Origin of the sequence: Herbidospora galbida (assembly GCF_005233835.1) — a bacterium.
Classification (GTDB): Bacteria; Actinomycetota; Actinomycetes; order Streptosporangiales; family Streptosporangiaceae; genus Herbidospora; species Herbidospora galbida.
In genome coordinates, this window is the sequence record NZ_SZQA01000009.1 from 120,221 (window position 1) to 146,645 (window position 26,425).

General features: G+C 71.0%; 26 protein-coding genes. 12 read left to right on the forward strand and 14 right to left on the reverse strand.

What is annotated here, in order from left to right; genetic code table 11:
* Nucleotides 1-150 precede the first annotated feature (150 nt).
* Together FDA94_RS12190 and FDA94_RS12195 are read left to right on the forward strand one after the other, a co-directional pair.
* Complete coding sequence (locus FDA94_RS12190; protein WP_137247170.1) at nucleotides 151-1,530, forward strand: Mom family adenine methylcarbamoylation protein; 1,380 nt, start codon at nucleotides 151-153, stop codon at nucleotides 1,528-1,530.
* Nucleotides 1,531-1,557: 27 nt separating this feature from the next.
* Nucleotides 1,558-2,613: a hypothetical protein gene (locus tag FDA94_RS12195; protein ID WP_170990900.1), complete on the forward strand. Its 1,056-nt coding sequence runs from the start codon at nucleotides 1,558-1,560 to the stop codon at nucleotides 2,611-2,613.
* Here FDA94_RS12195 and FDA94_RS12200 read toward each other — a convergent pair.
* The 7 genes from FDA94_RS12200 to FDA94_RS12230 form a co-directional block, all read right to left on the reverse strand.
* A complete protein-coding gene (locus FDA94_RS12200; RefSeq protein WP_137247172.1) occupies nucleotides 2,591-3,208 on the reverse strand; it encodes an HD domain-containing protein in 618 nt (205 codons plus the stop codon). The two genes, FDA94_RS12195 and FDA94_RS12200, sit on opposite strands and share 23 nt — an antisense overlap.
* A 35-nt stretch (nucleotides 3,209-3,243) precedes the next feature.
* Nucleotides 3,244-4,446, reverse strand: coding sequence for a lamin tail domain-containing protein (locus tag FDA94_RS12205; protein ID WP_246059792.1), 1,203 nt, complete (start codon nucleotides 4,444-4,446; stop codon nucleotides 3,244-3,246).
* Between the two features lie 69 nt (nucleotides 4,447-4,515).
* Complete coding sequence (locus FDA94_RS12210; protein ID WP_137247174.1) at nucleotides 4,516-5,127, reverse strand: response regulator transcription factor; 612 nt, start codon at nucleotides 5,125-5,127, stop codon at nucleotides 4,516-4,518.
* Nucleotides 5,128-5,218: 91 nt separating this feature from the next.
* Nucleotides 5,219-7,396 carry a sensor histidine kinase gene (locus FDA94_RS12215; RefSeq protein ID WP_137247175.1) on the reverse strand — a complete coding sequence of 726 codons (2,178 nt, stop codon included), beginning with the start codon at nucleotides 7,394-7,396 and terminating at the stop codon, nucleotides 5,219-5,221.
* Nucleotides 7,397-7,454: 58 nt separating this feature from the next.
* A complete protein-coding gene (locus tag FDA94_RS12220; RefSeq protein WP_137247176.1) occupies nucleotides 7,455-8,903 on the reverse strand; it encodes a SagB family peptide dehydrogenase in 1,449 nt (482 codons plus the stop codon).
* Between the two features lie 11 nt (nucleotides 8,904-8,914).
* A complete protein-coding gene (locus FDA94_RS12225; RefSeq protein WP_212735296.1) occupies nucleotides 8,915-10,864 on the reverse strand; it encodes a TOMM precursor leader peptide-binding protein in 1,950 nt (649 codons plus the stop codon).
* Nucleotides 10,861-11,100: a hypothetical protein gene (locus FDA94_RS12230; protein ID WP_137247178.1), complete on the reverse strand. Its 240-nt coding sequence runs from the start codon at nucleotides 11,098-11,100 to the stop codon at nucleotides 10,861-10,863. The genes FDA94_RS12225 and FDA94_RS12230 overlap by 4 nt, the downstream gene beginning before the upstream one ends.
* Before the next feature lie 238 nt (nucleotides 11,101-11,338).
* Here FDA94_RS12230 and FDA94_RS12235 point away from each other — a divergent pair, with 238 nt between their 5' ends.
* The 8 genes from FDA94_RS12235 (at nucleotide 11,339) to FDA94_RS12270 (ending at nucleotide 17,822) form a co-directional block, all read left to right on the forward strand.
* On the forward strand, nucleotides 11,339-12,205 hold the full coding sequence (locus FDA94_RS12235; RefSeq protein ID WP_137247179.1) for a LysR substrate-binding domain-containing protein: 867 nt from the start codon (nucleotides 11,339-11,341) through the stop codon (nucleotides 12,203-12,205).
* A 31-nt stretch (nucleotides 12,206-12,236) separates the two neighbouring features.
* Nucleotides 12,237-12,845 (forward strand): DUF6461 domain-containing protein, encoded by a 609-nt coding sequence (locus FDA94_RS12240; protein WP_137247180.1) that lies wholly within the window; start codon nucleotides 12,237-12,239, stop codon nucleotides 12,843-12,845.
* A 111-nt stretch (nucleotides 12,846-12,956) separates the two neighbouring features.
* On the forward strand, nucleotides 12,957-13,442 hold the full coding sequence (locus FDA94_RS12245; protein ID WP_137247181.1) for a hypothetical protein: 486 nt from the start codon (nucleotides 12,957-12,959) through the stop codon (nucleotides 13,440-13,442).
* Nucleotides 13,443-13,551: 109 nt separating this feature from the next.
* Nucleotides 13,552-15,450: an APC family permease gene (locus tag FDA94_RS12250; protein ID WP_246059794.1), complete on the forward strand. Its 1,899-nt coding sequence runs from the start codon at nucleotides 13,552-13,554 to the stop codon at nucleotides 15,448-15,450.
* Between the two features lie 125 nt (nucleotides 15,451-15,575).
* Nucleotides 15,576-15,911: a PadR family transcriptional regulator gene (locus FDA94_RS12255; RefSeq protein ID WP_137247183.1), complete on the forward strand. Its 336-nt coding sequence runs from the start codon at nucleotides 15,576-15,578 to the stop codon at nucleotides 15,909-15,911.
* Nucleotides 15,908-16,321 (forward strand): DUF1048 domain-containing protein, encoded by a 414-nt coding sequence (locus tag FDA94_RS12260; RefSeq protein WP_137247184.1) that lies wholly within the window; start codon nucleotides 15,908-15,910, stop codon nucleotides 16,319-16,321. The genes FDA94_RS12255 and FDA94_RS12260 overlap by 4 nt, the downstream gene beginning before the upstream one ends.
* Complete coding sequence (locus FDA94_RS12265) at nucleotides 16,318-17,064, forward strand: ABC transporter ATP-binding protein (RefSeq protein WP_137247185.1); 747 nt, start codon at nucleotides 16,318-16,320, stop codon at nucleotides 17,062-17,064. Before FDA94_RS12260 ends, FDA94_RS12265 begins: the two co-directional genes overlap by 4 nt.
* A complete protein-coding gene (locus tag FDA94_RS12270; protein ID WP_137247186.1) occupies nucleotides 17,061-17,822 on the forward strand; it encodes an ABC transporter permease in 762 nt (253 codons plus the stop codon). The genes FDA94_RS12265 and FDA94_RS12270 overlap by 4 nt, the downstream gene beginning before the upstream one ends.
* Before the next feature lie 4 nt (nucleotides 17,823-17,826).
* On the opposite strand, the gene FDA94_RS12275 is transcribed toward FDA94_RS12270, so the two are convergent.
* The 3 genes from FDA94_RS12275 to FDA94_RS12285 form a co-directional block, all read right to left on the reverse strand.
* Nucleotides 17,827-18,771 (reverse strand): acyltransferase domain-containing protein, encoded by a 945-nt coding sequence (locus FDA94_RS12275; RefSeq protein WP_137247187.1) that lies wholly within the window; start codon nucleotides 18,769-18,771, stop codon nucleotides 17,827-17,829.
* 89 nt (nucleotides 18,772-18,860) lie between these two features.
* Nucleotides 18,861-19,022, reverse strand: a complete 162-nt coding sequence (locus FDA94_RS40460) for a hypothetical protein (protein ID WP_246059796.1) — start codon at nucleotides 19,020-19,022, stop codon at nucleotides 18,861-18,863.
* A gap of 83 nt (nucleotides 19,023-19,105) precedes the next feature.
* A complete protein-coding gene (locus FDA94_RS12285) occupies nucleotides 19,106-20,608 on the reverse strand; it encodes a CehA/McbA family metallohydrolase domain-containing protein (protein ID WP_137247188.1) in 1,503 nt (500 codons plus the stop codon).
* 119 nt (nucleotides 20,609-20,727) lie between these two features.
* On the opposite strand from FDA94_RS12285, the gene FDA94_RS12290 reads away from it, so the two are divergent.
* Nucleotides 20,728-21,132 carry a YkvA family protein gene (locus FDA94_RS12290; protein ID WP_246059798.1) on the forward strand — a complete coding sequence of 135 codons (405 nt, stop codon included), beginning with the start codon at nucleotides 20,728-20,730 and terminating at the stop codon, nucleotides 21,130-21,132.
* On the opposite strand, the gene FDA94_RS12295 is transcribed toward FDA94_RS12290, so the two are convergent.
* Complete coding sequence (locus tag FDA94_RS12295; protein ID WP_137247190.1) at nucleotides 21,104-21,649, reverse strand: TetR/AcrR family transcriptional regulator; 546 nt, start codon at nucleotides 21,647-21,649, stop codon at nucleotides 21,104-21,106. The genes FDA94_RS12290 and FDA94_RS12295 overlap by 29 nt on opposite strands.
* Nucleotides 21,650-21,745: 96 nt before the next feature.
* Between FDA94_RS12295 and FDA94_RS12300 the strand changes: the two genes are divergently transcribed.
* A complete protein-coding gene (locus FDA94_RS12300; RefSeq protein ID WP_137247191.1) occupies nucleotides 21,746-22,510 on the forward strand; it encodes an SDR family NAD(P)-dependent oxidoreductase in 765 nt (254 codons plus the stop codon).
* A 4-nt stretch (nucleotides 22,511-22,514) separates the two neighbouring features.
* Here the strand turns inward: FDA94_RS12300 and FDA94_RS12305 are convergent, their stop codons facing one another.
* The 3 genes from FDA94_RS12305 to FDA94_RS12315 are packed head-to-tail and all read right to left on the reverse strand — an operon-like array spanning nucleotide 22,515 to nucleotide 26,424.
* Nucleotides 22,515-23,672 (reverse strand): sulfate adenylyltransferase subunit 1, encoded by a 1,158-nt coding sequence (locus FDA94_RS12305; protein WP_137247192.1) that lies wholly within the window; start codon nucleotides 23,670-23,672, stop codon nucleotides 22,515-22,517.
* Nucleotides 23,672-24,550 carry a sulfate adenylyltransferase subunit CysD gene (gene cysD / locus FDA94_RS12310; protein WP_170990904.1) on the reverse strand — a complete coding sequence of 293 codons (879 nt, stop codon included), beginning with the start codon at nucleotides 24,548-24,550 and terminating at the stop codon, nucleotides 23,672-23,674. Before cysD ends, FDA94_RS12305 begins: the two co-directional genes overlap by 1 nt.
* On the reverse strand, nucleotides 24,550-26,424 hold the full coding sequence (locus FDA94_RS12315) for a M20/M25/M40 family metallo-hydrolase (protein WP_137247194.1): 1,875 nt from the start codon (nucleotides 26,422-26,424) through the stop codon (nucleotides 24,550-24,552). Before FDA94_RS12315 ends, cysD begins: the two co-directional genes overlap by 1 nt.
* Nucleotide 26,425 lies beyond the last annotated feature (1 nt).

The window sequence follows — 26,425 nt, forward strand, 5'->3', positions numbered from 1 at the left end:
GGCCACCATTCCCGGTGAATCGAATAACGTCCTGACACGGTCAGGCATGCGTTCTATCCTGTGGGCCGGTGGCGGATACGGGAGATGAATGTGCACATCACCATGAACGCACCATTGGCTGATCGCGATATCGAGAATTTCATTGCGGCGATGCGGCCTCACATCGAAGAAGACGCCGAAACGATCGGTGTTCCCGCGCGGACGTTCGAGATTCAGGTGCGGCTCCACTTACCGCGCCTCGACCGGGCGGCGCTGGGTTCCCCCGAGAAGGCCTATGAGGCGATCCGCGTACACGCGATCATCAGGGCCGCCGAGGAGCAGCAGTCGGCACGGGAGGCGGCGTACCAGGCGCACGCGTCGGTGCTGCTCAACGTCGACAAGGTGCGCAGGGACCTCAGCCTGTCGTTCACCGACGACTACCGCACCACGCTCCGGTTCGACGACGTGAAGCCCGCCGTCGGCCACCAGATCCAGTCGCGGCTCCACTACCTGCGCAGTGAACGGGCCGACACCCTCTACCAGTTCGGGCTCCACCTGCCCGGGGCCACCATGCCCCTCACCTACGTGGCGTTCTCCCGCTGCGACCGGCAGTACATCATGGACGCCCTGGCCGGGCACGGCCTGAAGGCCCACCACGACGAGATCCTCGTCCTCACCCGCATGCACGGCCTGGCCGGCATCCCGGCCAACCTGATGAGCCTCACCATCGGCAGGGCGGTGCGCGCCATCAAGGAGAGGTCGGACACCCGGTTCGTCATCACGGCCTTCAACCCGATGCTGGGCTTCGAGGGCACGTCGTTCCGGGCCGCCGGATTCCGCGCCATCGCGTCGTCGCCGGTGACCTACGCCTACGACCGGAGAGGCTTCTTCCAGACCCGGCGGATCTCCCGGAAGCTGTTCCCGCAACGGCTCGACACCCCGAACAACGTGCTGATGATCCTGGGCGTGCCGACAGCGGCCAAAACCGAGGTCGCGGCCTTGGACGGGCTGGTCGAAATCCCACCGGAAGTCCATTCACGTGTCGACCCCGTTCACCCTTCCTCGATCGATTTCTCGTCGACCGAATGGCACGAATGGCTGAGCGGCCAACGGGCCCTGCTGGAGAATCACTGGTCGGATTCGACGGCCCATCCGAAGTACTTCGAGATTCCGCGCGAAGAGGCCGATCCGCGTGGCCAGTGCGGAGTGGCGTCGGTGTGGCTGGCGCGGAAACTCCGCACCGATCTGCGCGTCGAACCCACGTACTGTTTCGGTCGGCTCAGCTTCGACGCGGCCGGCGTCGGCGACGTCGACCACCACTGCTGGGTCGAGATCGGCGACGGCGCCGATCCTCGGCGAACGGTCATCGACCTCACCGGCGACCAGGCCCGGGGAAACGACGTCAGGGTGATCACGGGTCCTCATGAAGAACTACGATCCCGGGGGATCCACTACGAGCCCACGTCGCGGCTGCCGCTCGACGCGTTACCGACCGATCGGGTATGGCCGCGATTCCTGGTTCTCGATGACAGGCTCGGGCCGCGGCGTTAGGGTATCGCCGCCCCTTTCAGGATCAACATGAGGAAATCGCGAATGCCCGGCGTCCGCCCCGAGGTGCTCCTGCTGTCGTCGAACCAGAGGCGGAGATACGCCGAGGACATCCTCAGCGCGCTGGCGCTGCCGAGGGGCGCGGTCATCCAGTTCCGTTACGACGCCGAGTACGTCGCCCCCCGGCTGCGCGAGAAGATCGCCGGGCAGACGGTGATGGGCACCCGCTGCCTGATCGCGTTCGTGGCCGACGTCGAGACCGACGATCCCTTCCTGGTGCCCGTGCGGTTCGCGACCGTGGTGAGCGCCGAATCGGTCGCCGACGTGGTGCTGTTCCGGCTGCAGGTCGAGGACTACCCGTGTCTCGACGAGTTCCCCTCGGGCGCCGCCGAGATCAGGGCCGCGGGCAAGCGGTTCGTCGACACGCTGATCCAGCGCAACGCCAAGCACTACTTCCCGGCGGCCAACCAGTTCGCCGACCTCCGCTGCCACGAACCGGCCCAGCCCGAACCCCAGTCGTGGCTGGGAGTGGCCCGACGGCTGGCGCAGCACGACGAGTTCGCGAAGTCCTACTTCGTCCGGGTCGAACCGCCGCGGACCCCCGGCGGGAAGACGATCAAGTTCGACGCCTCGGGGCAGCTGAGCGTGAGTGACCGGCAGCCGGTGAAGATCCGGGTGAACTTCTTCTCCGCCGACTACTCCGAGACGCCCAAGCAGCTCACCTGCGCCACCGACGGCACCTACCTGCGGATCTCCTCCGACGACTCCTACGACGTCGCGCTGCGCTACGACTCGGTGGAGTTCTGGCTGCAGCCGGCCGTGCTCAGCTTCGACGCGCTCGCGCGGGTGACGGTCAAGCTCTCGGCCGACCGGCTGACGACCAACGCCGGGTTCCCGGTGGTCGTGCGGCGGTCGCGGTCGCGGCTGGCCCTGCGGCTCGGGGCCAGCGGGCTGGGGGCGATCCTGGTGGCGCTGCCGGCCGTGCTGGGCAGCACCGTCGCGCTGCAATGGCGGCTGATCCCGGCGATCGCCGGGGCGGTGCTGCTGGCGCTGTCGACCGTGGTCATCTCGCGTGGGGAGAAGTGATCTCACCGGCGAAGAACTCGGGGCGCAGGGCGAACTCGGCGCACAGTTCCTCGAAGAGCGGCAGCAGGGCCGGGAAGGTCGCCCCGATCTTGCCTCTGGCCACCTGCTCGGTGACCTTGTAGGCCTCCCAGGTCGGCTTCACCGGGTGGCGGTCGCCCAGCAGCGTGGTCATGTGGGGAAGCAGCTTGTCGAGGGCGTAGACGAACCTGCTCTCGGGGTCGTCGAGCCTCTTGTAGCGGTAGAGGTCGTCGATCAGCCAGGGGAAACGGTCGCCGAACTCGGCCCGGATGCGCTCCCTGGCCTCCTCTTCGCGTAGTTCCTTCTTCTCCAGGTCGCCCGCGTCGGCGTAGACCGACACGTCGCCGGAGTAGATCTCCGGCAGGTCGTGGATGAGGGCGTACTTGGCGAGCAGGCCCTGGTCGAGGGTCGGGTCGACCAGGGGGGCGACGACGACGGCGACCAGGCCCAGCGCGAAGGAGTGTTCGGCGTCGTTCTCGCGGCGGTCGACCGTTTCGGGGACGACCGACACCCTCGACACGTGGTAGGGCGGAACCGCCAGCTCACGCACGACGAGCCGCAGGATACCGATGTCCATGGCCACGGCTCCACCCTAGACGACGTTGATCGAGGTCAGCGGCCGAACGCGATCGTGCGGCCGTTCCTGACCTGCTCCTTCTTGTACGTCACCGTGTCGATCACCACGTCGTTCGGCCCGACCAGCATGATCGAGTCGCCGCCGTTGTCGAGCCGGCTCACCTTGACGACCTTGACGTCGCCCGCCTCGACCGCGCCCGACAGGCCCGTGCGGTTGCCCGAGGTGTCGCGCAGGTGCCAGCCGTCGAGTTTGATCGGGTCGGGGGTCACGTTCAGCAGGGTGATCTTCTCGGCGCCCGCGTCGGCCCCGGCCGGGTTGGGCAGGGCGGCCACGATGACCAGGTCGCCGGTGACCGCCGAGGGCGGGGTCGTCGGGCCGGTCGCCGGGTCGGGGGCGATGACGAAGTCCTCGGGCCAGACCGTCAGCTCGATCGTGTCGCCCGAGGCGCGCACGACGTCGTGGAGGTTGCCGCGCTCCTGTCTCCCGATCAGCCAGACCGCGTCGTCGCGATGGACCGGGTCGGCGCGCAGCCACGTGTCGAACTGGTCGAAGTTCGAAAAGCCGGCCGCGAAGTAGGGCACCAGCCGCCGGAACAGCTTCGGCCAGATGACCGTCTCGTCGAGGTTCTCCGGGGTGACGGTCGCGGGCCGCCCCGGGTGGCCGTCGGCGGAGGGCCAGAAGCCCGTGGCCGGGCGGACCGCCCGGGAGACGACGGCCAGGTGGTCGCGCAGTTCCGCGGGGAGGGTGGCGTAGTAGGCCGGGTAGGCCAGGCCCTCGGCGAGCAGCGCCCGGTTGGCCGACGCGCCGGCCAGCGTCGGGGTCAGGAACACGGGGGCGCCGTCGGGGGTGTCGGTGCCGCCCGCGTAGACGAACGCGATCAGGCGGCCGTTCGCGTCGACGCCGTTCGAGAGCACGTAGCCGCGGATCGCGTCCTGGTCGGCTCGCCTGACCTTGTTCGGGAGGTCGTCGAAGAACTCCACTCCGGTGAAGCCCAGGAGCGCCAGCAGCCGGTCGCGGGCGGCCCAGGCCCATTCCAGGCGCTGGTGGGTCTCCTCGAAGTGGGTCTCCAGGGCGTCGATCGCCTCCAGGCGGACCGAGATGCCGCGCCGGTTCAGGTCGGGCGACGTGCCCGAAGGGCGCGGGAGCGCCTCGACCAGCGCCGGTGTGTCGGGAAGGAACTTGATCGTGTCACCGTCTGGTTCCGGACCCTGGCGCGGGAGATCGGGATATCTGATCACGAAATTTCCGCGCAATAGCGTATAAGTCATCGCCTATCACCCCGTGGCGAGAATAACCGGGGCTGGAATTCAGATCCAGCCCGCTTCCGTGGCTATGCGTATCGCGTCCACGCGATTCCGGGCGTTCAACTTGGTGACGATTTTGGTCAGATAGTTGCGTACCGTTCCGACCGAAACGTGCATTTGGGCGGCGATCTCCGGGGGTTCCGCTCCCCCGGCCGCCAGGCGGAGCACCTGGATCTCGCGGCCCGACAGGGGGATGTCGCCGACGTCCCACGCGGTCAGCGCCAGCTGCGGGTCGATGATCCTTCTGCCTGCCGCCACTTCCCGTACGGCCTGCGCCAGCCGCTCCGACGGGGTGTCCTTCAGCAGGAAGCCCGACACCGAGACCGACAGCGCGCGCCGCAGCGTGCCGGGGCGGCCCAGGCCCGTGAGGATCAGGGTGCGGCACGAGGGGAGCTTGGCGTGCAGTTCCTCGGCCGCCGACAGTCCGTCGATGACGGGAAGGTCGACGTCGAGGACAGCCACGTCGGGGCGGTGTTCCAGGGCCGCCGGGACGATGTCGGCGCCGCTGCCCACCTGGGCCACGACGGTGAGGTCGGGCTCCATCTCCAGCAGGGCGGCCAGGGCGCCCCGGACGATGCGCACGTCCTCGGCGAGGAGGATCCGTAACGTCAGCACGTCGATTCCCCCGGCCCGTCCAAAAGGTCAAAATGAATCTTGTACCGAGGTTACGCAAATAGGCAATGCCGACATTCTTGACAGAACGTCATTATGGGATGTCGGCTTTTAGCCGGAACGTTCCGGCACTTCGTTCATATTTCAACGAACCCCCGACGGATTCCAGGCGTACGGCCAGGTCATCCAGGGCGGTGCCGGGCTCCGCGGGGGTCAGCAGGGGAATGACGCCGTCGTTCCAGACGGTCAGCGAGCCGTCGGAGAAGGTGATCTCGCAGTGGGCGGCGGCGCTGTGCCGCAGCACGTTCGTCACTGCCTCGCGGAGCACGACCGCCAGGATCGCGTCGAACTCCGGCGGGACGTCGCGGGCTTCGGCCCGGACGCACACCCCGGCCGCCGCCAGGGTCGCGCGGGCGGAGTCGAGTTCGGCGGTGAAGGACATGTGGCGGTAGCCGCTGGCCACCGATCTGACGTCGGCGACGGCGCGGCGGGCCACGTCCAGGACGTCGGCGAGTTCGGCGCGGGCCCGGTCGCCCGAGCCGGGGAGCAGGCGGTAGGCGCGTTCGCTCTTGACCGTCATGGCGGCCAGGTCGTGGCCGAGCAGGTCGTGCAGCTCGCGGGCGACCCGTAATCGCTCCCGGGTGACCGCGCCGCGCGCCAGGTCGTCGCGGGCCTGGTCGACCTGGGCGACGAGGCCGGAGAGTTCGCCGATGCCGTACACGACCAGGCCGGTCAGCAGGGTCGAGAGGGTGAGGTAGGCGGTCCACTCCCCCGCGTCGCCGTGCAGGACCGACAGGGCCGACACGCTGACGCCGACGGCGGCGTAGCAGCCCCAGCGCCAGACGCCCGGCAGGACCATCAGCGCCGTGCCGGCCAGGAAGCCGCCCATGGAACCCCACGGCGCGCCGATCCACAGCAGCGGCAGGTAGGTGGCGACCGCCTGGATCGGCAACGCGGCGCGGCGGAGGAAGCCCAGGGAGAGGGCGATCTGGACGCCGACCAGCACGGCCGCGCAGAGGGCCGACTCCAGCAGGCTCAGCGCCCCCGGGTGCTGACCGAGCACGTTCACGACCATCAGCACTCCGTAGCCGAGCAGCACGACCACCGCGATCGTGCGGGCCACCCGCAGGTGCCAGGGCTGGCCGGTGATCTGCGCGACCGTCCACGTCACCGGGTCGTCGGCGACCGGCGGGGCCGTTCCCTCCGCCGGGACCTCGGCGGTGAAGGTGAACCACTCGCCGTCGAGGCTCGTGGTGCTGACGCCGCCGGCGGCCTCGACGCGGGCCGACAGGTTGTCCAGGCCCGCTCCTCCGCCGGGCGCCGGGCCGCCGACGTCGGCGGCGTCGTTGACCACTCGCAGCACGATGTGGTCGCCCTCCCGCGAGGTCTCGACCAGGCAGTACTGCGCCTTGCTGTGCCGCAGCACGTTGGTCACCGCCTCGCGCAGCACGATGGCCAGAACCGTGTCGACCTCCTCCGGCAAGGGGCCGGGCGCCAGCCGCACCTCGACGTCCATGTCGGCGGCGATCAGCATCGACTCGGCCGAGCGGGCCTCGGCGGCCAGCGACATCGGGCGGCTGCCGCCCGCGACCACCCGCACGTCGCCGAGCGCCTGGCGCGACAGCGTCAGCACGTCGCGCAGCTCGCGGCGGGCGCGTTCGGCCGAGCCGGGCAGCAGGCGGTAGGCCAGTTCGCTCTTGAGGGTGAGCGCGGAGACGTTGTAGCCGAGCAGGTCGTGCAGGTCACGGGCGACCCGCAGGCGTTCCTGGGCGACGGCCACCCCGGCCAGTTCGCCCCGGGCGGCGTGGACGGTCAGCGCCAGTGACGCCAGCGAGCTCACGCCGTAGACCATCAACCCGGTCAGCGCGGTGAAGTAAGCGCCGTAGACGACGTCGACGGTGGCCATGCCCATCCACGTGAGCGCGAGTGACATGGCGGCGGGGACGGCGGCGTACAGGGCCCAGCGCAGCGGACCCGCGACGGCGAGGAGCATCGAGCCGGCCAGGAACCCGGCGAGGGAACCGGCCTGGGGACCGGCCCAGGCGAACGGCGCGAACGTGACGACGGCCTGCGCCGACAGCGTCACCGCCTTGCGTGGCGCGGGCCACGACAGGACGTCGCGGGTCGAGTGGACGAGCTGGAGCCCGAACCCCGCGAGGAGACAGGCCGCGAAGGCGACGAGGGACCAGTCGCGCAGTCCCTCGCCCCAGACGAACATCAGGGAGTTGAAGGTGTACCCGAACAGCACGGCGCCGATGACGGCACGCGCCATCAGTCCGGGCCGTATCCCTAACGACACCACGGGCCCTCACTAACCAGGAAATATCGCCTTATGCGAGAAGGGCGGCGGCCAGCATCGGCCAGTCGGCGTCGTTGACCGGATAGCCGTCGTCCGCCGAGCCGTTTTCTGGGTGGCCGACGGCGTAGCCGCACACGCTCGACTCGGTCCGCCAGTCGAGCCCGAACACGTGCGCCGACGCCTCGATGTCGGGCCCGTCGAGACGGCGTCCGGCGAGCCCCAAGGCCGTCGCGACCAGCGACAGCGTCTGCACCAGCGCACCCGCGTCGGTGAGCACGAGCGAGTAGCCGAGCCCGTTGTACTTCCACGACAGCCGCCGGAACCGCGCGGTGACCATCAGCAGCACCGGCGGAGGGGAGGGCAGGTTGGCCGAGACGAGCAGCTCGTCGGGATCGCCGTCGAGCGGGGTGAGGCCGTGGTGATAGGGGTCGTAGTGGTAGACCCCGCGCGCCAGCCCGGCGCACCGGTCGACGACGGCGTACAGCTCCAGCTCGTGGCAGTCGCCGCTGGTCGGATGGGGGCGGTCGCTCGTGGTGGCCGTCGCCTCGGTCGACGGCGAGCCGGTCAGCGACCGGACCCGGGCGGTGCGATAGAGCAGCGCCCCCAGGTCGGTGAGGGTCATCTCCTCGCCGGAGAACGACCGGGCCGGCCGGTGGGCCTCGACGACGGCGGAGAAGGGCGGGTCGGCGGCCAGGTCGTCCCACGACGGCCGGGGCAGCGGAATGCCCTCGGCCGCCTCCTTCACGACCGGTTCGACGCTGCCGTGCTCGCCGAGCGGATAGGTCACGCCGAAGTCCTGGTCGTGGCGGCCCAGCGTGGAGCGGGTGTGGAACATCAGGTCGATCGGGGTCCACGCGGTCAGCGCGGGATCGCGGTCTTCGGCGAACTCGACCCGCTGGAACGGGTCGCCGGGCACCGCCTCGACGACCATCCCGGCCGCCATCAGGTAGGAGATCACCGACCTGGTCTCCGGCCCCGCCTCCGAGGCCGTGGTCGGGCGCATCAGCGCGCCCAGGTGACCGATCGCGTCGGCGCGGTGCAGGATCACCCGATGCTGCGACAGCGGCGACTCCAGCAGGTAGTTGCCGCCGTCGGTGGTGAGGACGGCGAAGCGCGACAGGCGTACCGGCTGGACCGGCGGCCGCTCCGGCAGGTGGAAGCCCGCCTGCGGGGTGAGCGGCACGACCGAGATCAGCGGCTGCTCCCGGTCGACGCCGAACGACCGCACGACCAGGTGCCCCAGCCGGTCGAGCAGCGCGCCGAGGGCCCGCCGCTCCGCGCCCGACCTGATGACGTTGCCGAGCGAGATCGGCCCCAGGCTCATCCGGCGCATGGCCGCGACGACGGCCGGGGCGGGCATCGGGAGGACGGTGTCCTCCCAGCGCGAGTGCACGACGATCACACCCTGGTCCGGGTCGGGTTCGACGAGGACGTCCTCGCGGAAGGACCACAGGGGAAACGGGGGGAGCGTGTCGTGCATGTCGGCTCCTCTCACATGAACAGGGCGACCGGGTTCAGGTCGTCGTAGGCGGTCGGCCGGTCGAGCCGGCCCAGCGCGACGGGGACGTCGAACAGCCGGCCCGGGGCGAACCTCGGCCAGAAATGCCGCAGCCCCGGCACGACGACCTTGACCACCGGCACCCCGATGTCGGGCCGGGTCTGGTCGAGGATCAACGGGTCGAAGGGCCTGATCAGGTCGATGTCGTCGTTGAGGTCGTCGTTCGGGGTGTACGCACGGGGCGCCGCCACCCCCTCGGGCAGCAGGCACGGATGGCTGGCGGCCGACACGCGCCCCCACCACGGGCGCATGTCGATGTCCTGGGCGGCGGGCAGCAGCTGGCCGAGCTCCGTCAGCGCGCGGCGGGCGGCCGTCGCGGGGTCGAAGTGGGCGCCGAACCCCAGCATGACCTCTTCGCCGCCCTTCGTGGAGACGGCGGCCATGGCCGGGATCCCCAGGTCGGTCGTCAGGTCGAGGACGCGCACGTCACGGCCCAGCCCCGCGTAGTCGGCGCGCAGCTCGGCGGTCCACGGGTCGTCGAGGACGACCTCCGGCTGGCGGGTCCGGTTGTACCACCAGATCCCGACGGCGTCCCGTTCGACCAGTTCGAGGAAGCCCTGGAGGATCGCGTCCTCGATCGACGACCCGGCGGCGTTGCCGTTGGAGTCGGCCTGGCCGCCCTCGGAGAAGTAGAGCAGGTCGGTGGGCAGGTAGCGCCTGCGGCCGTCGAGGGTGAACAGGGGCGTCCACTCCGTCTCGGCGCCCTCGTCGAAGGGGGCGCGCTGGCGCGGGTCGTAGAGCAGGACGTCGTCGGGGTGGACGGCCGCCGCGCCCAGCCCCCGGTAGGAGTCGCGCACGACGTGCTCCTCGCCCAGACGGGAACCGCAGTAGCGTTCGACCGCCTCGCAGAGCGCCCCCACCTTCGCCTCGATCGGGGTGCCGCCCTTGCCGCCGCTGTCGGCCCGCAGGCCGGAGACCGGCAGGGCCAGGTTGCGGCCGGACAGGTAGCTGTTGAGGAATGCGGGCGCGCGCGGATCGCGGCGGACCCGGTCGACGACGCCGGTGACGGGGTCGGTGAGGTGGACGTACCGGTCCCAGGTCTCCTGCGGCCCGGCCGACCGGTGGGCGTGCGCCTTGCGCCTGGACGTGACCTCGACCGGAGCCGGCCGGGTCCGAGGGTCGCCGCAGGCCGGGCACTGCGGCCTCCTGGTGACCCGGTGGTGTGCGGCCTCCAGGGTGAGCGGGTCGAACGTCCAGAGCGTGTCGAGCTCCCGGCCCGCCAGCCACCGCGCCACCTGCAGGGCCGCCAGCTGCGCCCCGATCGACGTCGTCTGCGGCAGGGCGGCGGGCGGCGCGAGCGCGAGCGGGGCCTGCCGCCTGATCCGCAACCGGGCCGCCAGGCACTCCCAGCAGGCCGACTCCCCCGGGCGGAACCCCGGCCCGATCCACAGGTCGGGCCCGTCGACCGCCACGGGCAGCCAGGGCCGGCCGTCGGCCAGGCGATCGGCGTTCACCGACGCGAGCGCCGGATCGAGGTAGTCGTCGCAGACGACCAGCACCGGCCCCTGGTCACCGACGCGCAACCCCAGGTCACGGAGGATCGGACCGATCAGCGACGCGTCGCCGATCACCTCGACCGTGCCGTGCGGCACCCCGAGCCCGGCCAGGTCCCAGTACGCGGCGACCTCGGGCGACGTCTTCTCGTCGGTCTGCGGCGCGACCAGGTCGGCCTCGGCCAGCCGCCCGAGCAGCCGCCCCAGGTCGGCCGCGCCGAGCCCGGTCCGCTCGTGCAGGCCGGCCAGGTCGTGGCTGCCGTCGAGCAGGGGCGCGACCTCTTCGATGTGGTCGCCGTGCAGCGCGACCGTGGCCCGCGCCGAGGTCAGGTAGACCCCGTCACCGGGCACGGTCACCGCACGCCAGTGCCGCTTGAATCCGACCCTCATCCGCAATACGTCCATTTCGCCGACATGAGGGACGGCTTGGTCAGGTCGGCGATCTGCAGGGGGTCACCGCCCGCCGAGAGCGGGGGCGCGTCGTCGGCGCCCAGGTCGATGCCGAACTGGGCCAGGGTGGCGGCCGGGTCGTCTTCGTAGCGGGCGGCCAGGTCGGGTTCCGTCCACGCCCGCATCACCAGTTCGGCGAAACGCCAGTCTTCGTCCGCGTGAGTCATCGTGGTCATGCATTCGATTCTGCGGAGGCGGGCCGGGCGGCCATAGTCATCGATTCACGAGCCGGGTGTGAGATTTTCACATCGGGATCGTGAAACCGGATGAAGACCGTGCGATGTAAGCGCTTCTAGGCTGAGCCGCGTGAATCGCATTCGAATACGCCGGCCCAAGCGGCCGCGGCCCGGGACGGTCCGGGACATCGACACGCGTACGCCGTCAGGCGTCCATCTGCCTTATTGAGGGAAACGCATGTATCACGATCTGCAAATCAATCGGCTGAGGGCTTTGGTGACCGTGGTCGAGCTCGGCGGGTTCCGGAAGGCGGCCGAGGCGCTGCACGTGACCCAGCCGGCGGTGAGCCAGCAGATCCGTCAGCTCGGCGGTCTCGTCAAGGGGCCCATCTTCACCTCGACCGGCCGCAGCCTGGAGCTCAGCACCGAGGGCGAGGAGCTGCTCGGGTACGCGCGCCGGATCGTCGCCCTCAACGACGAGGCGGTGGGCCGGTTCGTGCCGCCGTCGGGCACCGCCCGGCTGACGATCGGCGTGGTCAACCAGCTCGCCGAGGCGCTGCCGGAGATCCTGCGGCTGCTGAACCGGGGGCTGCCGCACGTGCAGGTCGGGGTGCAGACGGGGTTGAGCGAGTCGCTGGAGAACCAGGTGTCGTCGGGGCAGCTCGACCTGGCGCTGCTGCTCCAGTCGGAGCCGGTCGCCGCGCCCGCCCACCAGCTGGGCGAGATGCGCATGGACTGGTTCGGCCGCCCCGCCCACGGCGAGGGCGCGGCGCTCCCGCTGACCCTCTTCACCGAGCCGTGCACGCTGCGGCGGCGCATCGTCGACGCGCTCGACGCGTCAGAGGTGCCGTGGCGGGTGGCCTACGAAGGGCCGGAGCTCGTCGGGCTGCGCGCCGCCGCGAAGGCCGGCCTCGGGGTCGCCTGCCTGGTGGCCAACGGCGACGAGTTGTGGGGGCTGCCGCGCGCGGCGCGCAACGCGCTCCCTTCGGCCCCTGGGCCGCTGCCGGTGACCGTGGCCCTTTCCGCGAACGCGACCGATTCCGAGTATGTGCCGATCGCCGAGAGGGCCTTCCAGCAGGCGTTGCGCGATTATCCGTTCGCCTGATCCGTCGGTACGTGCTGCGATCATGCGGCTCATGTATCGAGAACTGGCCCAATATGCCGAGAGCGCCACTTTCACCTATGTCCGGGGCCTGGCCCCTGCCGACCTCGTCGCCCGCTGGGGTGGCGACATCGCGACCTTCTCTCCCAGAACCTTCGACGATCTGGCATTCACCGGCAGCTATGGAAGGACCACGGCGTTTCTGGCCGTGGCCTCCATCGGTGACTGGACGCTGGCCGTCGACGACCGCGCGATCGGCGTCGACACCGAGATGATCAGGCCCTTGTCGGCGGGCACCCGGGTGGTCTCCCACTATCTGCAGGAGATCACGGGGATCTACGACTTCCGCTGGGCCGAAGACGGCCGGATCGAGTTCGGCTTCTACAGTGAGGACGGCTTCATCAGCGGCGACCCTGACCCGGACCCGGAGAGTGGAGAGCCGCCGACGGGGTGGGGCGTGGTGCCCGAGGCGTTCGCCTCGATCCTGGCCCGCTCCGACGCCCTGTTCCCAGACGGGCCGGAGATCAACGACGGCCCGGTCTTCACGTGGACCGAAGACCTGACCGGCATCACGCTGACTCCCCCGATGCTCTTCGAGCTGCCGTTCGTCGTCGGCCGCATCCCCGTCCCGTCAAATGCCTGAAGTGGCCCGACGGAAGTGGTTCAGCACGTATCAGCAGGTCACGGCGGTGATCGGGCGGTGCGGTCGCCGGATGTCAAGCCGGTCGCAAGCCGACCGGCCGACCGTGCGGGCATGACCTCCTTCAAGAGCGCGGCCGCCGCATTCGGCGTCGCCGTGATCGCCCTCACCACCCCCGCCCTGGCGGCGGACGAACCCGGCAAGCTGACCGCCCGGCTGACCATCACGGGGAGCGGCACCGAGTGCCGGGTCCTCACCGTCGGCAAGATCGGCATGACCAACGCCCAGGCGCGGTATCTGGTCGACAACGGCGCGACGGCCCGCGTCGAGGTCTGGGCCGAGGACGCCGTCTTCGACAACCGCGTCTACAAGGCGCCCAAGGCGACCCTGAGCGCGATCTCCGACCGGAACGGCGGCGGCCTCTTCATCCTCTCCGACCTGAAGCTGTCCTGCGTCAACTACCTCGACGAGGACGACAAGCCCCCGTACGACTACGGCGACGAGATCTACACGAAGATCATTTTCGACGGGCCCGGCTATCCGCGCATGACCAAGAAGTCGAACGTGGTCCACGACAACTTCGGCTTCGGCGAGCCCTGATCGGTCCGGACATTTTTACGTTTTCTTGACGCCCCGCATCCGTGGCATCGACCTGTGTCGTCAGTAGCGTGACCACTCGTCTGATTTGCCCGGATAGCGGAGGTACCTGGTGACCGGCACGCTCCGGCGATGGCTGCTGAAGGGGCTCAAGCGCCCCGAAGGACTGGTCGGCGGGACGCACGACGAGGAGCCGCCCGAGCACCAGCACACCTGGTGGCAGGTCATGTGCCTGACCGGCGTCGACTACTTCTCCACCCTCGGCTACCAGCCGGGCATCGCCGCGCTGGCCGCCGGCGCGCTCAGCCCCATAGCCACGCTGGTGCTGGTGGCGCTGACGCTGTTCGGCGCGCTGCCGACCTACCGGGCGGTGGCCGAGCAGAGCCCGCACGGGCTCGGCTCGCTGTCGATGCTGGAGCGGCTGCTGCCCGGCTGGCGCGGCAAGCTGCTGGTGCTGTTCCTGCTCGGGTTCGTCGCCACGGCCTTCGTCGTCACCATCACCCTGTCGGCCGCCGACGCGACCGCGCACATCCTGCACAACCCGTTCGTGCCCGAGATGCTGGCGGGCTGGCAGGTGCCGGTGACGCTGCTGCTCATCGCCGCCCTGGGCGGGGTGTTCCTGGCCGGGTTCAGCGAGGCGATCTCCGTCGCGGTCGTTCTGGTTGCGGTCTATCTGCTGCTCAACGTGGTCGTCGTGGGGACCGCCGTCGAACACGCGCTGACCTCGCCCGAGAAACTGGTCGGCTGGCAGAACGCGCTGGACTCCGACTACGCCAGCCCGCTGGCGATGGTCGCCGTCGCGCTCTACGTGATGCCGAAGCTCGCCCTGGGGCTGTCCGGCTTCGAGACGGGCGTGGCCGTCATGCCGCTGGTCCGGGGCGACATCGCCGAACGGGTCAGGGGCACCCGCAAGCTGCTGACCACGGCCGCGCTCATCATGAGCGTCTTCCTCATCGCCTCCAGCCTCGCCACCACCGTGCTCATCCCGCCGGCGGAGTTCGCCGAGGGCGGCTCGGCCAACGGCCGGGCCCTGGCCTACCTGGCCCACCTCTATCTCGGCGACTGGTTCGGCACCGCCTACGACCTGTCGACCATCGCGATCCTGTGGTTCGCCGGGGCGTCGGCGCTGGCCGGGCTGCTCAACATCGTGCCGCGCTACCTCCCCCGCTACGGGATGGCCCCCGACTGGACCCGCGCCTCGCGGCCCATGGTGCTGGTCTTCACCGCCATCGCCTTCCTCATCACGGTGGTCTTCGGCGCCGAGGTCGAGTCACAGGGCGGCGCGTACGCGACCGGCGTGCTGGCGCTCATCCTCTCGGCGGCCGTGGCCGTCACCCTGGCGGCGTGGACGAAGGGCCGCACCCGCCCCGCGCTCTTCTTCGGCGTGGTCACCCTGTTCTTCGGGTACGCCACCGTCGCCAACATCATCGAACGCCCCGACGGCCTGGTCATCGCGCTGCTGTTCGTGCTGGCCATCGTGGTCGTCTCGCTCGTCTCCCGGGCCACCCGCTCCACCGAACTGCGGGTCACCCGCATCAGCCTCGACGACGCCGCGCGCCGTTTCGTCAACGAGGCGGGCGAGATCCACCTCATCGCCAACGAGCCGAACAGCCGCGACGCCAAGGAGTACGTCGACAAGGCGCGCGAGGCGTGGGAGCTGCACCGCCTGCGCACCCGGGAGGGCCTGCTGTTCCTGGAGGTGACCGTCCCGGACGCCTCGGAGTTCGCCGGGGAGCTGCGCGTGGTCGGTGAGGAGCGGCACGGGTTCCGCGTCCTGACCATGCAGAGCACGACCGTCGCCAACTCCATCGCGGCGCTGCTGCTGCACCTGCGCGACCTGACCGGCAAGACGCCGCAGGTCTACTTCCACTGGGCCGCGGAGGGCAACCCGATCGGCGCGCTGCTGCGCTACCTGGTCTTCGGCGGCGGCGACATCCCGCCCCTGACCCGCGAGGTCCTGCGCCAGGCCGAGCCCGACCCGTCGCGCCGCCCGGTCGTGCACGTCGGCTGACCTCTTGCCACTCCTCTAACGGTATACGTATGCTTATGCGTATACCGGTCAGGTACTTGCGCCGCCGCTATTCAGCGTTACTATGTACCAGTAGTCAGCATTGCTGAGTAGTCGAGGAGCACACCATGGGCAAGCAGCTCACCGAGATGCTCAAGGGCACGCTGGAGGGCATCGTGCTCGCGATCCTGGCCGGTCGGTCCGCGTACGGCTACGAGATCACGGCGTGGCTGCGCGACCAGGGCTTCTCCGACATCGCCGAAGGCACCATCTACGCGCTGCTCGTCCGGATCGAGCAGCGCGGCTTCGTCGACGTGGAGAAGGTCCCCTCCGAGAAGGGGCCGCCGCGCAAGGTGTACTCCCTCAACGCCCAGGGCCGGGAGTACCTGCAGGAGTTCTGGCGGAACTGGGCCTTCCTCGCCGAACGTCTCGACCACCTCCACAAGGGAGACCGATCGACATGACCCCCGAAACCCCCGAGTCAACCGAAGAGAAGAGCCGCTACCGGCGCTATCTGGAGCTCCTCACCGGCTCTCTCGACGACAAGAAGCGCTACCGGCAGGTCAAGGCCCGCATGGAGCGCCTTCCCGAGAACTACCGCACCGCGTTCGACGCGCTGGAGCGTTACATCATGTACTTCGGCCGGGCCGACGGCCCCGGCGCGCTGGAGATGTACGAGGACCTCGCCGACCTGTTCGAGCAGAGCGCGGCGAACGCGACCCCCATCCGCGACGTGTTCGGCGACGACCCGATCGAGTTCGTCGAGACCTTCATCCAGAACTACCCGGTCGGGCGGTGGATGGCCCGGGAGCGCGAGCGCTTCACCCGCGCCGTCGCCCGCGCCGCCGGCGAAGAAGACCGGAGGGCCTCATGATCCGCGTGCAGGCGCTGGAGAAGTCGTACAAGGACCTGAAGGTTCTTCGAGGCGTCGACTTCGAGGTGGCGCGGGGCAGCATCTTCGCCCTGCTCGGCTCGAACGGGGCGGGCAAGACCACGGTCGTGCGCATCCTGTCGACGCTGCTCAAGGCCGACGCGGGCAGCGCCGGCGTCAACGGGTTCGACGTCGCGGCCCAGCCCGCGCGGGTGCGCGAGTCGATCAGCCTGACCGGCCAGTTCGCGGCCGTCGACGAGATCCTCACCGGGCGCGAGAACCTCGCGCTGGTCGCCCGGCTGCGTCACCTCAAGGACCCGGGGAAGATCGCCGACGACCTGCTCGACCGCTTCTCGCTGACCGACGCGGGCGGCCGGAAGGTGGCCACCTACTCGGGCGGCATGCGCCGCCGGCTCGACATCGCGATGAGCCTCATCGGCGACCCGCCGGTCATCTTCCTCGACGAGCCGACGACCGGCCTCGACCCGGAGGCCCGCATCGAGGTGTGGCAGGCGGTCAGGGAACTCGCCGCCCGGGGCACGACGGTGCTGCTCACCACGCAGTACTTGGACGAGGCCGAACAACTCGCCGACCGCATCGCCATCCTCCACGAGGGCCGGATCATCGTGAACGGCACCCTCACCGAACTCAAGCAACTGCTCCCGCCCGCCAAGGTCGAGTACGTCGAGAAGCAGCCGACCCTGGAGGACGTCTTCCTCACCCTCGTCGGCAAGGACAAACGATGACCAGGCATTTCTTCGGCGACACCACGGCCCTGCTGGGCCGGTCCCTGCGGCACATCACCCGCAGCATGGACACCATCATCACGACCACCGTCATGCCGATCATGTTCATGCTGCTGTTCGTGTACGTCTTCGGCGGCGCGATCCAGTCGGGATCCGACTCCTATGTGACCTACCTGCTGCCCGGCATCCTGCTCATCACGGTCGCCTCGGGCATCTCCTACACCGCCTACCGGCTCTTCCTCGACATGCAGAGCGGCATCTTCGAACGGTTCCAGTCGATGCCGATCGCCCGGTCGGCCGTGCTGTGGGCCCACGTGCTGACCTCGCTGGTCGCCAACCTGATCTCGCTGGCGGTGGTCGTCGTCGTCGCCCTGATCATGGGCTTCCGCTCCTCGGCGGGGATCGGGGCCTGGCTCGGCGTCCTCGGCCTGCTGGTGCTGTTCACGCTGGCGCTGACCTGGCTGGCCGTCATCCCCGGCCTGACCGCCAAGACCATCGACGGCGCGAGCGCCTTCTCCTACCCGCTGGTCTTCCTGCCCTTCCTCAGCTCGGCCTTCGTCCCGACCGACACCATGCCGGGGCCGGTCCGCGCGTTCGCCGAGAACCAGCCGGTGACCTCCATCGTCAACGCCATCCGCGACCTGTTCACCCAGCAGCCGGTCGGCTCGGGGATCTGGGTGGCCATCGCGTGGTGCGTCGGGCTCCTCGTCGTGGCCTACGCCTTCGCGATGTCGACCTACCGCCGCAGGATCGCCTGACCCGTCAGACCGGGAAGGCGCCGCGACGCCACCGCCAGTGGCGGCCGGCCTTCAGATGATCGATGATCGCGCGCTGCAGCACGGTGCCGCGCGGCAGCCGGTCGAGCGGCGTGGTCAGCGAACGGAACGCGAACCGCAGCACCTCGACGTCGGCGTCGATCCCTTCGGACTCCTCATAGGGCTCCAGCTCGAACCTGCGCTGGAACCGGACGATGTTGGAGTCGTCGGGCAGATACTCCGCCAGCTGCGGGTCGAGCAGCCACGAACCGCAGGCGAACGCCGTGTACGTCTCGCCGGGGAAATGGCGCGGGAAGAACGCACGGGCCCGGTCGAGCGAGGCGTCGACCGCCTCAGGGGTCATCGGCCCCGTCTCGGGGATGTGCAGGTCGAGGGTGGCGCCGCCACGGTGGAACTGGAGCCGGCCCAGTTCGTAGACGGCGCCGCGGACGTGCAGCGTCAGCCAGCTCTGCATGACCGGCCAGCCCTCACGGTTCATCCGCCGGTCGATCGCGAGGTTGCGGCCCAGGTCGGACAGGCTCAGCCACGTCACGTCGTCGGGGACGCCGTGGTCGCGGTGGAACTTCAGCGCGACGTCGACCAGGGCCAGGTAGGCGTACACATAGAGGTGCCGCCAGGCGGGCCCGCGGTCGCGGGCCAGTTCCGGGCCGGGCGGGAGCCAGACGTGGCCCCCCAGATCGGCGCGGACCAGGGCGATGGAGCGGTCGAGCAGCCAGCGCAGCTCCGGAGTCCACAGCGGGGAGCCGGGGTCGGGCCAGCCCTCCATGATCTCGGCGGCGTCATCGGGCCGGACGGCGAGCCGGTCGAGGAGCTCCGGCGCGTCGGACGCGGCGGGCAGCGGGGCCGACGGCAGGTCACCGGCGAGCCGGTGCACGCGTTCGACCTCGTCGACGGAAACTCCGAGCCGGGCGGCGATGGCGTCCAGGTCCACGCGGATGATCCTAGGCGAACGACGAGATATGAGATCGAACCATGACTTGACCGCAGCTCAACCTCAATCGCCCGGGGCCCCGAAGGGGGCTACTGGCCGGCCCGCTCGCCGGAGCAGATCTCGGTCGCCGACGTCATCCGGGTGACGGAGGGGGTCGAGCCCCCGCCGCACTTCCCCGGCGTGTCCGGCCCGCCGACCGAGATCCTGGAGAAGGTGCGCGACCGGGAGCAGGCCCAGCTCCGGGAGATCACGCTTGCCGCCGTCGTAGCCTCCTCCCGGCCGCCCGCGCCCGTGGCGTCCGCCCGCTCCCCGGCTGTCGGAATGACCTCGCGGGTCAGCGGAACTGCACGAAGACGGGGTTGGAGTAGAACCAGAGGTCGTCCCAGGGGCTCTCCTTGCCGTCGGCCAGCGGCTCCGCCTCGTCGGTGCTCGTACCGCGGACCCGGGCGTACAGGTCGGTCTGGACGTCGCGCAGGGTGTGGCGGATGACGTACTCCTGGCCCTGGCGGCGCCAGTCGCGGGGGCCGAATCGGGCCTCGACCCTGGTGGTGGGGTTGGTGTCGGAGTCGCGGTCGGTGGCCGGGCCGGTGATCTGGCCGACGATCAGGTCGACGCGGCGGACCTCGGGGCGGTCGCCGTTGCCGTTGACGCCCTGCGGCGGGCGGAACCTGATCTCGATCTCGACGTCGCCGCGGTTGCGGCGGCTGAGCGTGATGGTCTCGCCCATCGCCGCCTCGCGGCCCTGGCCGCGCGCCGTCAGGTCGAGGCTGGTGATCAGGTCGCCGGTGGTGACCCAGATGCGGCCGGCGCGCAGGCCGTCCATGATGTCGGCGTAGTCCTGGCGGGCGTGGACGTAGGTCTTGCTGTACTCGCCGGGCCAGAAGTCGGCGCCGCCGCGCGTCCAGTGGACGTGGGAGTCGGAGGTGGCGGTGATCCACCAGCGGCGTCCCTCGCCGAGCAGCGCGTCCCACAGGCCGCCCACGCGGGCCGTCATCTGGTCGAAGCCGCCGTAGGTGGGGTGGTTGCCGTAACCGCCGCGCGCGCCGCCGAGCAGCGGGGCGGCCTGGTGGCCGGGCGCGCCCTCGAAGCCGACGTAGACGTCGGGGGCGACGTCGTTGCCGTTGCGGAACTCGCGCGGGGTGTCCTGGCCGTAGACGCCCAGGCCGGTCGCGGAGCGCGAGGCGTGGTGGGCGATCACCAGGGGCTTGTGGGGCATGCCCTTGGCGGCCTTGAGGAACTCGATCATCTTGGCTTCGGTGTCGCGCCCGGGGTCGGCGGGGAAGGCGTCGTGCTTGGCGAAGCGCTGCTCCAGCTCGAACAGCTGCTGCGCCTCGTCGCGGTGGTGCGGGATCATCAGCGTGTGGTGGTCCTGCGCGGGCGCGTCGAACTCCATGCCCCAGAACTGCAGGACCTCGGGCACCAGGATGCGCGAGCGCAGCAGGTCGGGGTAGGCCTGCTCGAGGTTCACCTTCGAGTGCGTCGGGCCGCCGTGGTCGGTGCACATGGCCCAGGTGAGGCCGAAGTGCTTGGCCATGATCGCGTTCGTCACGATCGGGTAGACGGCGTCCGCGCCCTTGCGGAACCTGGGCGGGCTGACGGAGGTGTCGAACTCGCCGCTGTACTCCGAGTGGATGTGGTGGTCGCCGGCGCGCCAGATCCGGCCGTTGGGGGTGGCGGGCCGGTCGTGGCCGCGCGCGGCGTCGTCGTCGGCGGCGGCCGTGCCCGTGGTCGCCAGCGGGCTCGCGGCGACCAGGGTCGCGCCGATTCCGGCGTACCTGACCAGCTGGCGGCGGGAGATCGCCCCGCCCTCGGACTCTTCGCTGTGCTTGTCTGTCACGTTCGAGCCTTCCGGTCACTGTTGAGAAGGGTGCGACAGACGAGTCTCAGGCGACCGGCTGAACAGGACACAAATATTGATCAGGCTCATAGAGAACAGAAACCGCCATCATGGACTTCATGGACATCGGGCTGGCGATCGTCGCCGCCCTCGCCCTCACCTGGCTCACGCTGATCGCCGCGCTGGCGGTCCTGCGGCCACGCGGCGGCCTGCTGCGTGAGGCGCTGCGGGTGCTGCCCGACGTGCTCCGGCTCATCCGCCGTCTGGCCGCCGACCGCGACCTGCCGCGCGGGGTGCGGATCAGGCTGGGGCTGCTGCTGGTCTACCTGGCCGTCCCCATCGACCTGATCCCCGACTTCATCCCGGTCCTCGGCTACGCCGACGACGCGATCGTGGTCGTCGCGGTGCTGCGGTCGGTCGTCCGGCGCGCGGGCCTGCCCGCCGTCCGGGCCCACTGGCCGGGCACCGACGACGGGTTCGAGGTGGTGAAGCGCCTCACCGGCATGGGCGCAGCCCGTCCATGAGGAGGTCGAGCAGGCGGCCGGCCTGGGCGCGCTGGTCGGGCTCGCCGGCGATGAGGGAGATGCCGCCCAGCGCCATCAGCACGTCGAGGGCCGCGACGTCGTCGCGGATCGCGCCTTCGGCGGCGGCGGTGTCGAGGAGTGATCCGAGCGCGCCGGTGATCCGGGCACGGACGGCCAGCCGTCGCTCCTCGTCGCCGGCGAGCACGACCTTCAGCGCGTCGGCCATGGCGCGCTTGGCCGCCAGGAAGTCGAGGAAGGTCTCCATCCAGGCGCGCGGGTGCGGGGCCGAGGTCTCGGCCTCCTCGCAGATGCGGTCGACCTCGCCGCTGTAGACGGCCCAGACCAGGTCCTCGCGGGTCGGGAAGCGGCGGTAGAGGGTGCCGATGCCCACGCCCGCCTCCTTCGCGATCTCCCGCAGCGAGGCGTCGGCGCCGCCGTCGCGGGCGAAGGCCCGGCGGGCGGCGGCGAGCACCAGATCCTGGTTGGCCTTCGCGTCGGCGCGCAGGCGGTCGGCCACCTGACCTCCTCGGACTTGCTAAACGGAGCATGCTCCGTTTATGGTCGGACGTATGCGGACGGCGCTCCGCTTATCGCAAGTGTACGAGGAGGACCCATGACGGCATCACTGAGGCAGACCGTCGCCCTGGTGACGGGCGCGAGCAGCGGGATCGGCGCGGCCACGGCGCGCGCCCTGGCGGAGGAGGGGGCCTCGGTGGCGCTGGTGGCCCGGCGCGCCGACCGGCTCGACGAGCTCGCGGCGGAGATCCGGGCGGCCGGCGGCGCCGCGACGGTCGTTCCGGCCGACATCGCCGACCGCGTCCAGGCGCGCGAGGCGGTCGGCCGGGTCGTCGAGGAGCTCGGCCGCCTCGACACCGTGGTCAACAACGCCGGCGTGTGCCTCGTCGGCCCGGCCGAGGCGGCCCCCGAGCACGAGTGGGACCGCATGCTCGCGGTCAACGTCGAGGGCCTCCTGCACGTCACCCGGGCCGCGCTCCCCCACCTCGTCAGGGCGGCGGAGAGCTCGCCCCGGCGGGTCGCCGACCTGGTCACGATCAGCTCCACCGCCGGACGGGTGGCCCGCGCCGGCCAGGCCGTCTACAGCCTGACCAAGTCGGGCGTGAACGCCTTCTCCGAGTCGCTCCGGCAGGAGCTGCAGCCCAAGCGGGTCCGCGTCGGCGTCGTCGGGCCCGGCACGGTCGACACCGAACTCGCCTCCCACCTGCGCGACGGCGTACGCGAGGCCGTCGCCGGCCAGATCGGCGCCATGGAACTCCTGCGCCCGGACGACGTCGCCGACGCCGTCCGCTACATGGTCACCCGCGAGAGGCGGGTCGCGGTCAACGAGATGCTGGTCAGGGCCGGCGAGCAGAGCTGGTGACCGGTCAGGCGACCGAGATCATGCCCGCCGACCGGGTCGCGCCGTCGCCCGGGTCGATCAGCAGGCAGGCGCCCGTGATCCGGCTCTCGGCGTAGTCGTCGACCGCCAGGTCCGACGCGGTGCGCACCACCACGTCGCCGATGTCGTTGACGCCCAGCGGGCCGCCCGTCCCGATCTCCTCCACCACCGCGTGGACGGTCCGGGTGGTGTGCTTGACCAGCACCTTCTCGCCGACCGTGAGGGCCTTCTCGTGCAGGTGGCAGACCGTCGCGCGCAGTTCGCGGGTGGTCTCGGGCGCGGTGGCCGCCGGTGAGATGAGGGCGCCGCGCGACACGTCGAGGTCGTCGGCCAGCCGGACCGCGATCGACTGCGGCGCCCAGGCCGTCGCCACCGGCTCCCCCAGCACGTCGATGCCGGCCACGGTCGTCGTGTGGCCGCCGGGCTGGACGACCACCCGTTCGCCGACGTGCAGGATGCCGCCCGTGAGCTGGCCGGCGTAGGCGCGGCGGCCCCGCGTCTTGATGACGTACTGGACCGGGAGCCGCGCGGGCAGCCCGGTCAGGTCCTCGCCGGCCTCGGCCGTCTCGAGGAACTCCAGCACGGTCGGCCCGGTGTACCAGTCCATGTGCGCCGACGGGGTCACCACGTTGTCGCCGCTCAGGGCCGAGATCGGGATGGCCGTCACCTCGCCGGGGTGGTCGAGGTCGTCGGCGATCGACGCGAAGACCTCCTCCGACCAGCCGACCAGGTCCATCTTGTTGACCGCGAGGACCAGCGAAGGCACCCGCAGCAGCGCGGCCACGGCGGCGTGGCGGCGGGTCTGCTCGGTCACGCCCCTGCGGGCGTCGACCACGAGCACGACGAGCTCGGCCGTCGACGCGCCGGTCACCATGTTCCGCGTGTACTGCACGTGGCCCGGGGTGTCGGCCAGGACGAACCGCCGGCGGGGGGTGGCGAAGTAGCGGTAGGCGACGTCGATCGTGATGCCCTGCTCCCGCTCGGCGCGCAGGCCGTCGGTGAGGAGGGCCAGGTCGCCGGGCGAGGCGATCTTCTCCAGCTGGTCGGACATGACCGACTTGGAGTCGTGCAGAAGACGCCCGACCAGCGTCGACTTGCCGTCGTCGACGGAGCCGGCGGTGGCCAGCCTGAGCAGTGTGGACATCAGAAGTACCCTTCTCGTTTGCGGTCCTCCATGGCGGCCTCGGCCAGCCGGTCGTCGGCGCGGGTCGCGCCGCGCTCGGTGATCCGCGAGGCCGCGATCTCCTCGACGACCTCGCCGGGGGTGCGGGCGGTCGACTCGACCGCGCCGGTGCAGGACATGTCGCCGACCGTGCGGTAGCGGACCGTCCGGCGGACCAGCCGCTCCGACCGCCCGCCCCACGCGCCGGGGCACAGCCACATCCCGCGCCGGTCGAACACCTCGCGTTCGTGGGCGTAGTAGATCGACGGCAGCGCGATGTCCTCGGCCGCGATGTACTGCCAGACGTCCAGCTCGGTCCAGTTCGACAGCGGGAAGACGCGGACGTGCTCCCCCGGGCAGTGGCGGCCGTTGTAGAGGTTCCAGAGCTCCGGGCGCTGGCGGCGCGGGTCCCAGCCGCCGAACTCGTCGCGGAGGGAGAAGACGCGCTCCTTCGCGCGGGCCTTCTCCTCGTCGCGCCGCCCGCCGCCGAAGACGGCGTCGTAGCCGCCGGCCTCGATGGCGTCCAGCAGGGGCGTGGTCTGCAGGCCGTTCCGCTCCGGTACGTCCGGCAGCGCGCCCCGGTCGATGTAGTCCTGCACCGAGGCGACCTCCAGCCGCAGGCCCGCCGTCACCCGGTCGCGGAACTCGATGACCTCGGGGAAGTTGTGGCCGGTGTCGACGTGCAGGAGCGGGAAGGGCACCGGCGCGGGGGCGAAGGCCTTGACGGCCACGTGCAGCATGACGATGGAGTCCTTGCCGCCGGAGAACAGCAGCACCGGGCGGTCGAACTCGCCGGCGGTCTCGCGCATGATGTGCGCGGCCTCGGCCTCCAGCGCCTCCAGATGGGTGGTGGTCGTCATCACGCCGCCCTCCCGACGATCCGGGTCTCGGCGGCGATCCATTCGGCGACCGCCCGCGACAGCACCGCGCGGGCCCGCCGGTATTCGACGGCGTCGAGGTGCTCGTCGGGGGTGTGGTCGAGCTTGGCGTCGCCGGGGCCGTACGCCACCATCGGCACGCCCTGCCACGTCGTGGCCAGCGTGTTCATGTCGCTGCTGCCCTTCTTGGCCAGGAACCGGTTGACCACCCCCTCGGCGCGGAAGGCCCGCGAGAAGGCCTTGACCAGGGGGCTGGTGCGCGCGGTGAGGTGCCCGGGGGTGGCCCGCAGCACCTCGACCTCGACGGGATGGGCGACCTGGCCGATCAGCCGGGTCAGGTCGTCGACCGACAGGTCGGCGGGCACCCGGACGTCCACGACCGCCTCGCCGCGCTGCTCGTCGCCGCCGTTGACGGCGTGGATGCCGAGCACGGCCAGCAGGGCGTCGGGCCCCGCCTCGGCCAGGGCCGCGCGCAGCCGGGCGAGCACGTCGACCATCTGGTCGGCCGCCGTGGTGACGCCCTGGCCCGCGGTGTGCCCGACGGGGTCGGCGACGGCCACCCGGACCTTCAGCAGGCCGTAGTAGCCGATGGTCAGCGCGCCCGCGCCGGACGGCTCGCCGATGACGACGGCGTCGGCCCGGTAGTGGTCGCGGACGAAGAACGCGCCCGCCGAGGTGATCTCCTCCTCGACCGCGCCGACCACCCTGACCTGGGCGTCGGGCGGTACGTCGAGGTCGTGCAGCGTCTCCAGGTAGGCCACCAGGCTGCCCTTGGCGTCGACGCAGCCCCGGCCGGTGATGGTGCCGCCGTCCCAGCGGACCGGCCAGCGGTGCGGGACGGTGTCGAGGTGGCCGAGCATGAGGAGGCGGCGGCGGCCGGAGCCCTTGGAGGCCACGAGGTTGCCTGCCTCGTCGATCTCGGCGTCGATGCCGCGGTCGCGGCACCACGAGACCAGGTATTCGGCCAGCTCGCGCTCGTCGCGGGAGACCGAGGAGATCTCCACGGCCCGCGACAGCAGCGTGAGGTCGTCGGCGGGCGCGGGGGCCCGCCAGAAGCGGGTGCCGACCTCCAGGGAGTGCGGACCGGTGATGGCCACGTCGGCGCTGCCGTCGAGGGCGATCTCGGCCGCCCGCACCTTCTGCCGCATGCGGCCCCGGGCGTGGCGCAGCCCTTCGCCTCGGCCGATGTCGGAGATGCCGGACGTCGGGTCTTCCGCATCCGCAAGTAGCCCGGCCGTCCCCGTCACCAGCCGCAGATGGTCGGCGTCGAGCGCGTTGGCCAGCTCGGCGGCCAGCACGTCGGCGTCGACGTTCAGCGGCGACCCGCCGTCGGAGGCGGCGGCAGGAGGGGCCAGGCAGACGACGTCGAACGCGTCGAGCAACTGCGACAGGCACTCGGTCGCGACCTCCGAGACGGTCCCCGCCCGGTGGTCCCTGACGATGACCGGCCGGTCGCCGGACACGGCGCGCAGCGGCGGGTTGGGCCGGGCCGTCACCAGCGAGCCCGCCTGGGCGGTCGAGGTGAAACCGGTCAGCCCGCGCGCGGCCAGCGCGGCGTGCACCCGGGGCAGGGTGACCCGCTCGTAGGCGGCCACGATGTGGGCCATCTCCTCCGGCGGGCAGTAGCGCGCCGTCGAACCGTTCTTCAACGTGAGCGAGCGCACCGGACGGCCGATGGCCTCGTAGTGGGCCGCGATGCCGGCCGCGCCGCCCGCCACCAGGAGGATCTTCGCGCCGCGCCCGCGCAGGCGGGCCACTTCGTCGAAGACCGTCTCGTGGGCGAGGCTGGCGCTGCCGATCTTGACAACGTAGAGGGCCGCCGTGTGGGTGGTGGCGACCTCACCGAGAACAGACACG